At 34.7% G+C, this 13,673-nt stretch carries 16 protein-coding genes and 1 pseudogene; 10 read left to right on the top strand and 7 right to left on the bottom strand.

The genetic code is table 11. The features are described from left to right. The first annotated feature begins 428 nt into the window (after nucleotides 1–428). The 3 genes from EGT49_RS11815 to ucpA all read left to right on the top strand — a co-directional run bounded on the left by EGT49_RS11815 (nucleotide 429) and on the right by ucpA (nucleotide 2,521). Nucleotides 429–770: a hypothetical protein gene (locus tag EGT49_RS11815; protein ID WP_135374570.1), complete on the top strand. Its 342-nt coding sequence runs from the start codon at nucleotides 429–431 to the stop codon at nucleotides 768–770. A gap of 16 nt (nucleotides 771–786) precedes the next feature. After that, nucleotides 787–1,641, top strand: a complete 855-nt coding sequence (locus tag EGT49_RS11810; RefSeq protein ID WP_135374568.1) for a hypothetical protein — start codon at nucleotides 787–789, stop codon at nucleotides 1,639–1,641. 82 nt (nucleotides 1,642–1,723) lie between these two features. Next, complete coding sequence (ucpA, locus tag EGT49_RS11805) at nucleotides 1,724–2,521, top strand: SDR family oxidoreductase UcpA (RefSeq protein ID WP_135374566.1); 798 nt, start codon at nucleotides 1,724–1,726, stop codon at nucleotides 2,519–2,521. Nucleotides 2,522–2,570: 49 nt separating this feature from the next. On the opposite strand, the gene EGT49_RS11800 is transcribed toward ucpA, so the two are convergent. Together EGT49_RS11800 and EGT49_RS11795 are read right to left on the bottom strand one after the other, a co-directional pair. Beyond that, nucleotides 2,571–4,046: a DUF6056 family protein gene (locus tag EGT49_RS11800; protein WP_135374564.1), complete on the bottom strand. Its 1,476-nt coding sequence runs from the start codon at nucleotides 4,044–4,046 to the stop codon at nucleotides 2,571–2,573. A gap of 91 nt (nucleotides 4,047–4,137) precedes the next feature. Then, nucleotides 4,138–4,887 carry a potassium channel family protein gene (locus tag EGT49_RS11795; RefSeq protein ID WP_135374562.1) on the bottom strand — a complete coding sequence of 250 codons (750 nt, stop codon included), beginning with the start codon at nucleotides 4,885–4,887 and terminating at the stop codon, nucleotides 4,138–4,140. A gap of 152 nt (nucleotides 4,888–5,039) precedes the next feature. On the opposite strand from EGT49_RS11795, the pseudogene EGT49_RS11785 reads away from it, so the two are divergent. After that, nucleotides 5,040–5,783 (top strand): annotated as a pseudogene (locus EGT49_RS11785) (TraX family protein). Here the strand turns inward: EGT49_RS11785 and EGT49_RS11780 are convergent. After that, nucleotides 5,780–6,268 carry a hypothetical protein gene (locus EGT49_RS11780; RefSeq protein WP_135374556.1) on the bottom strand — a complete coding sequence of 163 codons (489 nt, stop codon included), beginning with the start codon at nucleotides 6,266–6,268 and terminating at the stop codon, nucleotides 5,780–5,782. The pseudogene EGT49_RS11785 and the gene EGT49_RS11780 sit on opposite strands and share 4 nt — an antisense overlap. Before the next feature lie 198 nt (nucleotides 6,269–6,466). Between EGT49_RS11780 and EGT49_RS11775 the strand changes: the two genes are divergently transcribed. Both EGT49_RS11775 and EGT49_RS11770 read left to right on the top strand, forming a co-directional pair. Beyond that, the gene (locus tag EGT49_RS11775) at nucleotides 6,467–7,306 is read left to right on the top strand and encodes an ABC transporter transmembrane domain-containing protein (RefSeq protein WP_135374554.1); all 840 of its coding nucleotides are present in this window, start codon (nucleotides 6,467–6,469) and stop codon (nucleotides 7,304–7,306) included. After that, on the top strand, nucleotides 7,203–8,051 hold the full coding sequence (locus EGT49_RS11770) for an ATP-binding cassette domain-containing protein (protein WP_167849841.1): 849 nt from the start codon (nucleotides 7,203–7,205) through the stop codon (nucleotides 8,049–8,051). Before EGT49_RS11775 ends, EGT49_RS11770 begins: the two co-directional genes overlap by 104 nt. Before the next feature lie 36 nt (nucleotides 8,052–8,087). Here the strand turns inward: EGT49_RS11770 and EGT49_RS11765 are convergent, their stop codons facing one another. Then, a complete protein-coding gene (locus EGT49_RS11765) occupies nucleotides 8,088–8,294 on the bottom strand; it encodes a hypothetical protein (protein ID WP_135374550.1) in 207 nt (68 codons plus the stop codon). 265 nt (nucleotides 8,295–8,559) lie between these two features. Then, a complete protein-coding gene (locus EGT49_RS11760; protein ID WP_135374548.1) occupies nucleotides 8,560–8,850 on the bottom strand; it encodes a hypothetical protein in 291 nt (96 codons plus the stop codon). Between the two features lie 133 nt (nucleotides 8,851–8,983). On the opposite strand from EGT49_RS11760, the gene EGT49_RS11755 reads away from it, so the two are divergent. Beyond that, on the top strand, nucleotides 8,984–9,409 hold the full coding sequence (locus tag EGT49_RS11755) for a universal stress protein (protein ID WP_135374546.1): 426 nt from the start codon (nucleotides 8,984–8,986) through the stop codon (nucleotides 9,407–9,409). A gap of 88 nt (nucleotides 9,410–9,497) precedes the next feature. Here the strand turns inward: EGT49_RS11755 and EGT49_RS11750 are convergent, their stop codons facing one another. Both EGT49_RS11750 and EGT49_RS11745 read right to left on the bottom strand, forming a co-directional pair. Beyond that, nucleotides 9,498–10,025 (bottom strand): phosphatidylglycerophosphatase A family protein, encoded by a 528-nt coding sequence (locus EGT49_RS11750; RefSeq protein ID WP_135374544.1) that lies wholly within the window; start codon nucleotides 10,023–10,025, stop codon nucleotides 9,498–9,500. A 7-nt stretch (nucleotides 10,026–10,032) separates the two neighbouring features. After that, nucleotides 10,033–10,686, bottom strand: coding sequence for an HD domain-containing protein (locus EGT49_RS11745; protein ID WP_135374542.1), 654 nt, complete (start codon nucleotides 10,684–10,686; stop codon nucleotides 10,033–10,035). Between the two features lie 129 nt (nucleotides 10,687–10,815). On the opposite strand from EGT49_RS11745, the gene EGT49_RS11740 reads away from it, so the two are divergent. The 3 genes from EGT49_RS11740 to EGT49_RS11730 all read left to right on the top strand — a co-directional run bounded on the left by EGT49_RS11740 (nucleotide 10,816) and on the right by EGT49_RS11730 (nucleotide 13,464). Beyond that, a complete protein-coding gene (locus EGT49_RS11740; protein WP_135374540.1) occupies nucleotides 10,816–11,379 on the top strand; it encodes a peroxiredoxin in 564 nt (187 codons plus the stop codon). Nucleotides 11,380–11,730: 351 nt separating this feature from the next. Beyond that, nucleotides 11,731–12,474, top strand: a complete 744-nt coding sequence (gene pnuC / locus EGT49_RS11735) for a nicotinamide riboside transporter PnuC (RefSeq protein ID WP_135374538.1) — start codon at nucleotides 11,731–11,733, stop codon at nucleotides 12,472–12,474. Nucleotides 12,475–12,552: 78 nt separating this feature from the next. Further along, complete coding sequence (locus tag EGT49_RS11730) at nucleotides 12,553–13,464, top strand: alpha/beta hydrolase (protein WP_246013848.1); 912 nt, start codon at nucleotides 12,553–12,555, stop codon at nucleotides 13,462–13,464. Nucleotides 13,465–13,673: the final 209 nt, after the last annotated feature.

Genomic DNA, 13,673 nt, shown 5'->3' with positions numbered 1-13,673 from the left:
AATATTTTACCTTTTAACTAGGTAAAAAAGGGTAAGAAAAGATAACTATTTGCGCTTATTTTGCGCAAAAGCGTCATAAAGACTGATACATGGGCTTTTTCAAATCCTGTACTCTCCTTAAATGGAACGAAAGTTCATGTTTTTATTTTTAGGAATGTTGTTAAATCAGCATTCCTATTTTTTGTTTCAAGAAAATTAAGCAGAATTGAAAAACTCTTTGCGCAAAACTTTGCGCAGACATATTTTGGTGAGTCTATTTTGCGCAAGGAAAAAAGTAAAAAGGATACTTGCGCAAAATATTTAGGCAAAGCTAATCATTTCTATTGGCGTTATCTATACTGCTAGATAATTCATGTCGTTCTTTTGTTACTTCAGGCGAACGAGAATCAGTTATAATCTAATTAAGAAAACGAAACGAAGGTAAAAGAATGGATAAAAAAACTAAATTTGTGAAAATGTCAAACATTGGCTTGGATGGTTTGACGCTCTTGAAAAAAGAAAAAACCGGATATTTAGACAATGTTTGCTACTTGTATACTGGTAAGAGTAAAAGCGTCTTTGTAGCAATGAATTCGACTGGCAAAGTTCTTGATTTTTATAAATTCCATAGTTATATGGATGAAGACGAAATTATGAAAACGGCAATGGAAATCTTTAGCGATGATGAAGCCACAGATTTCAAAAAAGGCTTTGAAAGTGCCGGTGACTTTGATTTAACCGACAATGTGGTCGTTGAATTGCCATTCGATAATGGCGTTTTTACAATCTAAACTTTAGGAGAAGCTCATGGAAAAGACAGAATTGATCAAGCGTTATGTCAAAGCGGCTAATAATTTATACAACTTAATCCCAATCACACAAGTTTATCGTATTATCAAATTGCAAAATCCAGAAATGTCATTAACAGCTTCAGAGTTTAAGGATGTTTTAAACCAAATGAGTAATCAAAATACGGGGTTTGAAATCAAGCGTTTTGATTCTTGGTTTGAAGCAGACAACTGGCAGTCACCAGAATATATTATTTCTCAATATTTGTTTGAAGATGACAATATATATGACATGATGAATAACCAAGAAGGGGAATTGTACAATATTCCTGATAAAGAAACTTTCTTGAAACACGCAGATGAATTTTATTTTGTAGAAAATGATGCTTTAAATGATTTACGTAATTATTTGATTCAAGAATTTAAATTAATTCCTGACGATGTTGAAGATATAGTTGAAGAGACTCAAGGCATGATGCAAGTTAGGACCGATGAAAGTGATGAATTTGTCGAATTTTTGATCAATGATTATAAAAATTTCTCCGTTTCGATTGAAACAAAGGCCCAGGAAGACCAGCTTAGACGCCTGCTCGATCAAGCTGATTACAGTTTGCAGATTCCGTTTTATCGAAACTTTTCTGAAAAACAATTCCGCAATAATTTAGATCCATTTGATGAAATTGATCTTCTTGATGGGGAAATTACTTTAACAGATGCCTTAGTTGAACAAATTAAAACTGCTGCTGTGGATGTTGATGAGTTAGATAAATTGGTTCATTGTAATTATCAATGGTCAGAAAATATGTTTGAAAATATTGCTTATGCTGATAAAGTTTCGAAAGCGATTAATAAAATAGACGTCCCAAAATTATAAATTGAACCAAAATAATTATTTTCTATGATATATTAGAAAGGTACAAATGAAAACGTTCACAATATAGAAGGGAGTAATTATTATGGGTAAATTAACCAATAAAGTGGCGGTCGTTACTGGTGCTGCCATGGGTAACGGACTTGGAATTAGTAAAGTTTTAGCTAAGCACGGTGCCAAGATTGCTTTAGTCGATATTTCTGATCAATTAGATTCAACTGTCAAAAAACTACAGGCACAAGGTGTGGACTGTATTGGCGTTCACATGAATGTAGCTGATACTCAAAGCGTGACTGCTGGTGTCAAGGAGATCATCCAACATTTTGGGACGATCGATTGTCTAATGAATAACGCGGGAATCATCAAATTAGGCTCACTGTTGAATACTTCTGATGAAGAACGTGACCAGCAATTCGATGTCAATATCAAAGGTGTTTGGAACGTTACCAAAGCTGTCTTGCCAACGATGATTGAGAACAAAAAAGGTCGCATCTGCAACATGTCTAGTGTCACTGGAGTGATGGTCGCTGATGAGGGTGAATGTGCTTATGCGACAACTAAAGCCGCTATCATGGGATTCACGCGTGCTTGTGCCCGAGAAGTAGCCAAGTATGATATTACTGTTAATGCTATTTTACCAGGCTATATTCAAACGCCGATGGCTGATGCGATTGCTAATGAATCTACTCCAGATGATCCGAGTCAAACTACTAAAGGGATTGCCGATGCAGTACCTTTAGGCAAACGTTTAGGAACAATTGAAGAGGTTGGTGAGTTAGCCGCCTTCTTATTGAGTGATGAGGCTTCATATATGACTGCTACGCCAGTTGTTATCGATGGAGGTAGTACTTTACCAGAAACGGTTTCTGTTGGTGCAGAATAAAAATAACAATAATAAAAGCCTTGTGATAATCGGAAGATTACCGCAAGGCTTATTTGTATTGTTTGTTATAAAAATAATCATTGAATTGATAATTTAAACGATTGTGCCAATATTCAGGTGATTGCATGATCAACATGTCATTTAGAGCTACGTAATTAGGATAGGGAACTTTTTGCTTGAGAGTTTTTGATTCACGTAAGAAATCATGATTATCAACTCGTTTCAGATTGGTTTGATAATTGGCAATCATCATGGACATGACTAAACCGTATGAGGAGATGACGATTAACCAAAGCAGGCGTTTAACACCCTTAAAAAGTGCTGGATAGTAGGTTAGTGCTTTGTTGAGATAGATAATCCCTACGATAAAGAAAAAGACCAAGGAGCTGAAATATTCTCGAACAAAAATAGGTGAGGTGATGAAGAAAAATGGCACGCATAAAGCAATCGTACTGAAGAGGCAGAACTGAACTTTTAAGTTGTTGATTCCTTTGAAGATAAAAAAAGTTGCCCCAAAAAGGTAAATCAAGAAAAGCAGACTCACCCAACTATCGACGATGGCTAGATTAGGTTCTAAATGTTTAATCTGATAATTAGCGTAATTAATTTTAAAATTATTTTGAAGGTAGATATTAATCCATAAATAATAAATTATAAAGCCACTGGCTGGTAAAATTAGGTACCATTTAGTAGTTTTCGAGAATTTACGCCAACTGATCAAGATGATTGCAAGACAAATTGTGACGATAACGACGTAATTGAAGGTAATGATCCAAAAGTGGGTGATTTGGATGAAATTGGATAAATATTTATCCAGATTGAAGGTAACTTCTCGATATTCATTGGTGGTGTGATAATAGGATTGATTGCTAAACATAATAATGGCACTGATTATTGCACCGGTAAGATACCATAGTGCCGGGCGAACTGTTTTTTTAAGATAAAGTAGTAAGGCCAGTGAACTTAGACCGACAAAAATTTGATATAGGGTCATATGTTCGATGAACAGACCTCCAGCCAAGGCAAGAAAAAAATTAATAATAGGCAAATTCTGCTTGTCAGTTCGGATATATCTTTCTAGCAAAACCAAATATGTCAACATCAAAACGACCGGTGGTAAGTAATTGATGAAGCCGGCAAACCAGAGGAAAACACTCTGAATGTGACCAATTTGAATGATGGTAAAAAATGATAAAGCTGCAACTAAACTCAAATGTTTTCCTGCCAGTTGCCAAATACACCAAATAAATAAGGTGATAATGGAAGCATAAATCACAGCTGCAAGAATCTCACTGTGCATCATTGTGATTTCTAAGAGGTTACCTAAATAGCGCCCGTTAGAACTGCCACCGAATTCAGGATTGGTGCTAAAAAAGTTATGAGTCAGTAAAAAATGGCCAGGCTTGCCCCACCAAAAGAAATCATCGCCAACAGGGATGATTAGAAATGAAATTATGAAAAAATATAAATAAATGGACAAGAAAATAAATTTGCTAATAACTTTATGATTAGAGTTATTGACCATTTATAAACCCCCTGAATTTGTATTCATGAGGTATTTTATAATAAATTTGATAATTAAACTGTTATTTTTGTAATTTGTAATGAAGATGAAATCATTGTTTACGGTTTTTCTTCAATTCAGTGATTTCTTGTTGTAGTTTTTGATTCGTTTGTTCCAAGTGAGTTAATTTAACTAGGATTTGATCGAGTTTATCATCATTTTCTTCGCTTTTCTCTTGAGTAAAGTAATTTGTGATCGTACTGGTTAAAGTACCGATAAAGCCAATTCCAATAATCATCAGTGAAACGGCTGAAATGCGTCCGATTAAGGTAGTAGGTGCGACGTCACCATAACCAACAGTCGATGCTGTCACAATTGCCCACCAAAATGAGTCACTGAGAGGGACATTTTCAGCCAGGGAGTAGGCAATAGCAGCCGTGACCAAGACAATGCCACAAATAATGATCAAATAAATAAAACCGTTGATTTTGAGAAACTTCTTAGCGTTTTTTTGCATTTTTCCAGCAGTTCCAATGAAATGAACTAACGTAAAAATTTTGGTGAAACGGATAATATTGACTACTCGGAAGATTCGAAAGGCATTAAAAATTGTATTGAATGGCAAAATTGCTAAAAGATCAACGATATTGGTCTTGAAGAATTTCTTTTTGTCTTTGGCTAAATAAAGTCGACCAAAATAATCAAAACTAAATATTAAAAGTGTCACGACGTCGATTTCTAAATATGGAAACCTGGAAATCTTGAAACCGGGTATGTAACTCAAAACTAAAATAACTAAAGAGCACAGACCGGCTAAAACGATTAAGACGGCGTATCCATTTGAATGTAAGAATTTTTTCATTTTTTTATCCTATCGGTTTAGACTTACTATTTTGTAATATAGCACTAACAGTTGTGTTAGGTATATTTACAGGCCATTTTCTTTTCTGGATAATAAGTTTTATCAAATTTAGGAGCAGAAACTTGGAACAATTCACACCAACAGCTAAAGGGATGAATCGAGATCTCTTTAAAATAATTCTGATGATTCTGATGGTCTTAGATCATCTCGATAATTTTATTTCACCATATCTTGCTGATACTTTCCACATTCTAACTAGAGTAGTGGCGGTTGGCTTTGCCTATTTGGTTGTCGAAGGGCTTTTTTACACGCATAGTCGAAAATCCTATTTGGCACGGCTCTTAGGATGGGGAGCTTTTATGGCCCTGGGAAATTATCTATTGAATTTATTTGTTTTACGACAACAATACTAAATGTCCATTTTAGGAGATAACATTTTTCTGACTTTATTTTTTGGAGCAGTGATCGTTTGTCTCTGGGATAATCATCAGAAACCAAAAAAGAAGCAACTGTTAAAAATTGCTTCAATCGTCTTATTAGTAATAGGTTTAATTCCCATCTTGGAAGGGAGTTTTGTTATTTTGCCGTTTATGTTGATAACGCAACTTACTCATCAAAATATCAAGAAACGAAATTGGTATTATTTAGGCTTGATGATTGTTTTGTTGGCGATTGAATTGCCGATGGCACTATCGATTCCTAATCCAACTCCATTGATGATCTTTGACAGCATCGCAATGAATGCCAGTGATATTTTCTTTATCAGCATCATTCCATTTTTACATTTCTACAGTGGTAAATTAGGCCAGTATGATCATAAATTGAAATATCTATTTTATCTTTTTTATCCCGCCCATCTTTGGTTGATCCATCTCATTAGTAATTTCAGTGGTTAATCATTCCAAAGAAAATCTTTATGATCAAGAAAAAGGGTGCGACCTAAGAATTTCCCATCACAAAAGACAGCTGAGAATAAACCTTGCTTATAAGTTGTGGGATTTACCCCTTTAATTATATCCAGATTAGCGAGCGTAAGTTGTTGTACGAAACCAACGACTTGTGCTCTTTTAGTATTGGATAGCTTTTTAAAATCATCATTAACATAAATTTCTAATTGATCATTTTTTAAATAATTGATTTTGTTGATGAAGGTGAACCAAGAATGGTTTAAATGTTGGCTCCGTTGTTCAATAGAAGTGGGACTATCAGCGGATTTTATTTGTTTGTAGAGTTTTTTATTGAGTGTTTGATTGAATTTACTTACTTTATTGAGAAATTTTTCTGATCGATATTGAACTGAGTCAGCTAGAACAGTTTTGGTCGGTAAGATACTGAGTGCAACCATAGGAAATACAACTAACAGTAATAATATTTTTTTCATTAGAAACTCCTAATATTTTTCCTAATTATATCTAAGAATATGTACTGAATTCCATTCGAAGTTAGGATAATTTCTTATCAAGAAAGGTAATAAAGGATAATTTTTTCTTAATGAAAACATTATTGCTCACCGTCTTGCTTTGACAAAAATTAGCTGTACACTAATAATATTAAAATTAATTAATGTTAGGGGTGCAGTATGAGAAAACATTTTAATCTACCTTTTTTTAGTTTAGCAATAATCTTCAGTATTTTAGCTGGTTTAGAAACGCCATTCAATACGATTACTTACTCATATATTTTTAAATTGATCACTGATAAAAATATTGGCATGATCGTACCAGCAGTGATTTTTATCGTTTTTGGTTATGCAATTTTTTGTTTGCTCAATTATTTAAAGAGTATCGTCGTCAATAAAAATATTTTCTTGATCAATAATCGCCTAAAAAAAGATTATATGTTCGCAAAAATGAGTTCCGTTACCGCCGACGAAAATGATTTTGAATCAAAGAATGTCTCGTTTGTTCTCAATGATTTGAAGTTGCTCGAGGACAATTATTGGCGCCAGATTTTCATGCTGTTAGGTTCAGTTGCTATGACTTTGGGAACTTTGATTTACGCTTTATATAGCAATGTGTTGGTCACCTTAATTTTTTTAGGGTTTATGATTTTTCCAACTTTAGCGCCAAAATTTTTCAGTCACGCAATACAAGATAAGACAACGTCTTGGTCAAAAAATAATCAAGTTTTATCCGGGACGGTTCAGAATCTCTTACATGGAGCATTATTGCTGCGCAGATATCACGCTACGTCGGGGTTCTCTGAGCGTTTGGATGAATCAGTTTCCAAGATGGAACAAGCTAATGCTAATTTAAAGAATCAAATCTCTTTAACAAACAATGTCATTAGTTTTTTTGTTTTCACTATGTACTTATTTGCCGATTGGAATTGGTATTTATTTCACGATTACTGGAAAATTGACTTTAGCCCAGTTTGTCGCAATTCAGTATTCCTCGTCTTGGATTCTAAATGGCTTTAACCAGATTGTTACTAGTTGGAATACGATTAACAGTACGAAAGATATTCGTCAACAAGTCGCTAACTTGCATATTCAAGTGGATCATACTGATACTACTAGTGTTGTGCGTGATTTGGATGTTGAGCAAATTAGTTTTGATTTCAAAGGTAAAACAATTTTTCAAAATGTTTCTTTTGACGTCAAACGGGGACAAAAAATTTTGATTGGTGGGAAGTCCGGCGTGGGGAAGTCAACTTTGATTCGTTTACTTTTGAAAGAATTGCTGCCAAAACAGGGAAAGATTTTGTTGAACGGGAAGAACTATTTGCTAAATCAAGCTTATAGTAGCTTTGGAATCGTTGGTCAGACACCAATTATTTTTGAGGATACTTTGAGAAATAATGTCACGCTTGGAAAATCCGCCACTGATGCTGAAGTGTTTCGCGCCTTAGATTTAGCTGGATTGAATGAATTTAGCAACGAATCAGCAATTAAACAAGTGATTGATGAGAACGGTCATAACTATTCTGGCGGTCAATTGAAGCGAATTGAGATTGCCCGGGCGCTCTTTTACAATCGACAAATTTTACTGATCGATGAAGGAACCGCCTCTCTTGATCCTCAAACTGCTAAGGGAATCCATCAGTCATTATTAACCAATCCTGATTTGACGGTAATTGAGGTAGACCATCACATCCCTGATGATATTAAAAAACTTTACGATCAAGTTTATCAATTAAATGCTGAAGGAATGCAGATGCTTTAAAGAGACAAAAAAAGCCTTTGAATTATCAAGGGCTTTTTACTTGTCGTCACTGAATTCTTGTTCTTCATCAAAGTGAATCGTACGTAATTTCTTAGGAATCTTCATTTGTCGTGAAGCACTGACTTGGCGAACAGCCGACTGATCATCATTAGTATGGTGATGGACGATCAGTAAGTCGCAGATGATCATGGTTGAGGTTAAAAATAAATTCAATTTTAAAACTTGTTTAAGCTTTTTCTTCAATTAATTCTCCAAATTTTTATTATCTTAAATTATACCGAAATTAAGTATAAAAGGCGATTTTTTAGACAAAAAAAGACGATGCTTAAGCATCGTCCGTTGGAAGATTAATTCTATAGAAGGATTGTACTATTGAGAATTAAATTTTTATTATTGCATGTTTTGGGTTTCTTCCAACAAATATAGTATATTACAGTTGTCACATAAATGTAATATAATCTAACAAATAATATAAATGATAGCGTTTTTATTTAATAATATTATATATTTAATAATAATTTTCCATTAAATACTCTTCACCGGCTTTATCAAGCATCTCTTGCCAGCTGGAGAAGGTGGTTGCTAATTGGACTTGGCGTTCCCAATTTTCCATTGGTAAAGAATCTAAACTGGCTTGGTTTGTAACTCCAGCTGCCTCAAGAAATTCTTCAATGCAGAAAAATTGCGTATAGCGTTCCATAAATTGGTTAGAAAAATAATGCGTGAATTGAATTTGTTTTAAATTGTTGCGTATTTTACATTCTTTTTCGATGAGCTCCAGTCTGTCCCTAGTCTTCATAATAATAATCCCCTAAAATTATTGATTACTAATTTTAATTATATCAAATCTTCATGACGTAAATAGCTTATTATTACCAAATTTTTCACTAACTTGCTAAAATTAAATTAGAAGGCCAAAAGGGGGCAAGATCATGTTTAAAAAAATTATGGTAGCGATTGATGGTAGTCAGAGTTCCTTTAATGCTTTGAATACGGCAATAGACTTAGCCAAGAGATTTGAAGCAAAACTTTATTTAGTTTCAGTGGTGAACACCGCTAATTTGCCAATGAATGTTGGCGTATCATATGCACCAGGTTTGGTACGTGATCTAGAAAATGGTGCCAGGGATGATTTAGAAAAAGCTAAAGAAACCGTCAAAAAGGCTGGTTTATTGTGTAATGTCAAGTTACTCAATGGTGAACCAAGAAATGAATTGACCCGTTTCCCACAAGAAAACAAAATTGATTTAATCGTAATGGGCAAGACTGGTAATTCCGGTTTAGCAAGAATTTTAGTTGGTTCAGTAACTCGTTACGTTTCGGAAAGATCTCAAACAAATGTCTTGATAGTTGATTAGCATGTAAAATATTAAAAAAAGACCATGGAATAATTTGCCATGGCCTTTTTTGATTATATTGCGGATTTAATTAATAAAGCACAATCCTTTATAGTTTACTTTCTTCTAATAAACCCTTAACTTCTTCTTCATTATGAGCCAACCAACCACAAGCACCAGCTGCGATAGCTCCAACTAAATCATCGAGGAAAACATTGATTTTACCAGTTGATTTGTCGTTTAGTTTATTAAGGATTCCGTGTTTCAATTTATCAACGTAACCATAATTAGTAACTGACACAGAACCGTAAAGACTAGCCAAAGTGATTGCCATATTTTCATCGATTCCGTAAGTTGATTCGTCAGTCTGCATGATTCTTTGCATAGGTTTTGAAAGCAAGCCCTTTTCAGCCAGTACATCCAACTCAATTCCCGTCATAATGGCATTTTGAGCTTCCCGTTTGTGTAAAACTTTATTGATAGCGTGAATCGCAATATCAGTATTCAAACCTTTGATGTAATCTTTTTCTAAGAAAATGACAATCTCGGCGATGTCGTCTAGTGTCACGCCACGATTTTTGAGATTTCTGATGATGTGTTGGTAATATTCTTTATCTTGTTGTGCAAATGAGACCATAATTTATCTACCTTTCTGCGTTCCATTCATTTTTAAATTCTTCTAAAAAGTCGAGCATGTATTGATGACGAGCTTGGGCAACTTCTTTTGCCGTTGGCGTATTCATCATTTCAGTCAATTTTAATAGTTTTTCATAGAAATGGTTAATAATCGTTTCATTACTTAAATTACGATATTCTGCCTTATTTAAATTCTTACGAGGTAAAATTTTAGGATCGTAAATTGTTTCGGCATGTTTGCCACCATAATAAATTGCTCGTGTGATTCCGATTGCTCCAATAGCATCCAGCCGGTCAGCATCTTGAACTATTTGGCCTTCGAGTGATAGTTTAGGAGGATTGTCCAAAGATTGACTGAAGGAGAGGTTATGTGTGATAAAAAGGATCTTTTCAATTTGTTGGGAAGTCAAATCTATTTGTAGCAAAAACTTTTGAATTTCTGACTCCAATTCTTTAGGGTCACTGACGAGTTTATCGTCGGCAACGTCGTGTAAATATGCAGCGGCTAAAGTAATCAGTTTATCAGCTGGCTCTTGAGTTAACAGTCGTTTGGCGGTTTTAACGACGCGCTGAATGTGATCGAAATTATGACCAGAAGCATCTTTTTTCATTTTTTGATAAGAAAAATCTTTAATAGCTTGAAGTTGTTGTTCCTCTGTCATGAATATATCCCTCTTTTTTTGAATAAATCTATTGTGACATAAAAGTGTTTTTAATAAAAATAAAGCGAAATATTTGTTACTATATATGTGTTTAAACAAAAAGAAATCAATTTCTTGGAGGTTTTGGGAATGAATTATATTAATAAAGAAATACCCGATTTCACAGTTAATGCATATCAAGCTGGAGAGTTGAAGACTTTTAACAAGTCAGATCTACTTGGTAAATGGTCAGTCATTTTCTTTTATCCAGCAGATTTTTCGTTTGTTTGTCCAACCGAATTGAGTGAATTACAAGACTGTTACGACGAATTTAAAGCCGCAAACGCTGAAGTCTACTCAGTTTCAGTCGACAGCCAATTCTCACACATGTCATGGGCCGAAACAACCGATACAATTGGTAAAATCAAATATCCAATGTTGTCCGATCAAAAACATCAATTGACAGATTTCTTCAATATTTTAGATGAAGATAGCGGACAAGCCTTTCGTGGGGTCTTTATTGCCAATCCTAAAGGTATTATCAAATCATATACCGTCAATGCGATGGGCATCGGTCGTAATGCCAAAGAAATTTTAAGAACTTTACAAGCTGCTCAATTCGTTGAGGCACACGGTGACAATGTTTGTCCAGCTAATTGGCATCCTGGGGAAGAAACCATTAAACCAAGTGGCGACCTCGTAGGCAAAATTTAAAGCAAATTTGTTAAATTAAGAAGAGTGACACTTTCATTCAATTGGAAGGGTCACTCTTTTTTTATAATTACGGTGTCGTTATAACAATATATAGTGTTACAAAATCGAAAAAAACTATATATTGTATCAAATGATAAATAACCCGTCTATCAGGAGGGGTAAGCGCTTTACAGCGATATGGCATCAATATGGTTGAGATTCCATCTACCATTTTCACTTCAATTGGTGGTATGATTTTAAACGTCGATTAAATTGATCTTTCGGTTTAAGGGATAAATAAAAATTGATTGTTTCAAAAATTTGGTGATAGGGATCACGCTTTTTGAAACAGTCCAAAGAGGAGAAGATTAAATGAGTATTTTTAATCCAAAATGGTATGTTGAACAAATGAAACATTGGAGTTTCAAGAGTTACATGCTATTAATGTTTGGCTTGGGGGCCATCACTGCTTCAACACTTTCACATTCTATTAATGCAATCGCCATTTGGACATGGTTTGCGGCCGTTTTAGGTTTCACATGTACCGTTGCGATCACAAACGCTAAGCCTCTAAATGGTGTCTTAGGACTAGTTTCTGCACTTATTTATATTTTCGTAGCTATCAATGCTAAGAACTTCTCTGATGTTGTGCTTCAACTAAGTTACATTGTTTTACTTGATATTCCTGTTTTGGTCAGTCCACAATGGGCCAAAGATGCTGAAAAACACATCCACGGTCTAACTGCTATCAAGTGGCTTTGGACAGCATTGTTCTTCTTTGCTTCATGGGGCCTTTTGTACTTGATGGATACACATCTATTCATCAGTCCTCGTCCAGTAATTGATTCAGTTGCTGCTGCAATTGGTTTCACAGGTGCATTGTTGTGTACATTACGTTTCCGTGAACAATATTACTTCTGGACAGCTCAAGGAATCATGTCAATCGTTCTTTGGGGAGTTACAGCCACACAAGGTGACGCCAGTCCAGTGTTGTTCTTAACTTACATTATGTACTTCATGAACGATATGATTGCTTTCTTTGATTCACACATTCACTGGTTCCACAAGGATGCCGCTGAAAATCGTGCCAAAGATGAACAAATGGCTAACAACTAAATTCAGATTTCTTATTGCAATCAAATTGCCAATTATTTATTATTGTTGAGAAAGATTTTAAGATAGGGTAATTTCATTGTGAAAAAATTTATTAAAGTTACATTATCAATCGTGGTCGGCGTACTAATAATCGGTGACTTGGCTGGTAGTGGATATTTATTCAACTATGCTTTTAATAAAACTGGTTACAGTAGTCAAATCGCTAAAAACTTCAACAAAGATGATCAGTGGTTTCTAAAGCAAAAGCCACAAGTCTTGGAGCAAACTACTCGAGATAATTTGAAGTTAAAAGCACGATTTTTACCAGCTGCTAAAAAGACAACCAAAACGGTTATCGTTATTCATGGTTTCGGTTCTTCAAGTAAATACATGGGCCAATATGCCAAAATGTTTCATCAAGCTGGCTACAATGTTTTAGCTCCTGATAATCGCTCGTTTGGAATGAGTCAGGGGCAGTACACGGGCTATGGTTGGAAAGATCGAATCGATATTTCTAATTGGATCAAACGACTCAATCAAAAGTATGGAAAAACTTCAGAAATTGGTTTGTTTGGTGTCAGCATGGGAGCAGCTACCGTTATGTATACCTTAGGAAAGCATCCTAAAAACGTTAAGTTTGCGATTGCTGACTGTGGTTATACGACAATTTCTGGTGAGTTAAACTATCAATTAAAAGATAAGTTCAATTTACCAAGCTTTCCACTAGTTCCGACAGCAAGTCTTTTTGGAAAATTTCTAGCCGGTTACAATTTCTATCAAGCTAGTACCAAGAATACTTTGAGGAATAATCACGTGCCGTTGTTTGTTATTCACGGTTCAAAAGATGATTTTGTTCCAACTAAGAATGCTTATCAAAATTATGACTACACCAAAGGTCCTAAGAAACTTTGGATCGTAGATGGTGCCGGTCATGCTAATTCGTTTAGCAAGGCTAGGTTACAATATATCGATAAAGCAACGTCTTTTGCTAGTAAGTATTTCAATAACTAAAAAGAAGTTGTATTAATGGACAACCATTAATACAGCTTCTTTTTTTATATACATATGAATGATAATTACTAATTAAGCGTTTTGAGTATTTCCGTAAGCAGTAAATAACCGACCGTATTCTCTCGGTCCACAATAAGCGATATGATTACCTCATCAAAATAAATGGTGAGGTATTTTTAATGGACGAAAAGCCGGATATTGTAAAAGTT

Origin of the sequence: Companilactobacillus suantsaicola (assembly GCF_004745525.1) — a bacterium.
In the GTDB taxonomy this organism is placed as follows: domain Bacteria; phylum Bacillota; class Bacilli; order Lactobacillales; family Lactobacillaceae; genus Companilactobacillus; species Companilactobacillus suantsaicola.
The sequence above is the reverse complement of the archived record's forward strand: the minus strand, read 5'-3'. Positions and strand labels throughout refer to the sequence as shown.

Coding starts and splice junctions, on each gene's coding strand:
- ucpA (WP_135374566.1), top strand. CDS start 1,724: ATGGGTAAATTAACCAATAAAGTGGCGGTCGTTACTGGTGCTGCCATG.
- EGT49_RS11760 (WP_135374548.1), bottom strand. CDS start 8,850: ATGAAGACTAGGGACAGACTGGAGCTCATCGAAAAAGAATGTAAAATA.
- EGT49_RS11780 (WP_135374556.1), bottom strand. CDS start 6,268: ATGAAAAAAATATTATTACTGTTAGTTGTATTTCCTATGGTTGCACTC.
- EGT49_RS11775 (WP_135374554.1), top strand. CDS start 6,467: ATGAGAAAACATTTTAATCTACCTTTTTTTAGTTTAGCAATAATCTTC.
- EGT49_RS11750 (WP_135374544.1), bottom strand. CDS start 10,025: ATGGTCTCATTTGCACAACAAGATAAAGAATATTACCAACACATCATC.
- pnuC (WP_135374538.1), top strand. CDS start 11,731: ATGAGTATTTTTAATCCAAAATGGTATGTTGAACAAATGAAACATTGG.
- EGT49_RS11745 (WP_135374542.1), bottom strand. CDS start 10,686: ATGACAGAGGAACAACAACTTCAAGCTATTAAAGATTTTTCTTATCAA.
- EGT49_RS11815 (WP_135374570.1), top strand. CDS start 429: ATGGATAAAAAAACTAAATTTGTGAAAATGTCAAACATTGGCTTGGAT.
- EGT49_RS11795 (WP_135374562.1), bottom strand. CDS start 4,887: ATGAAAAAATTCTTACATTCAAATGGATACGCCGTCTTAATCGTTTTA.
- EGT49_RS11800 (WP_135374564.1), bottom strand. CDS start 4,046: ATGGTCAATAACTCTAATCATAAAGTTATTAGCAAATTTATTTTCTTG.
- EGT49_RS11740 (WP_135374540.1), top strand. CDS start 10,816: ATGAATTATATTAATAAAGAAATACCCGATTTCACAGTTAATGCATAT.
- EGT49_RS11810 (WP_135374568.1), top strand. CDS start 787: ATGGAAAAGACAGAATTGATCAAGCGTTATGTCAAAGCGGCTAATAAT.
- EGT49_RS11755 (WP_135374546.1), top strand. CDS start 8,984: ATGTTTAAAAAAATTATGGTAGCGATTGATGGTAGTCAGAGTTCCTTT.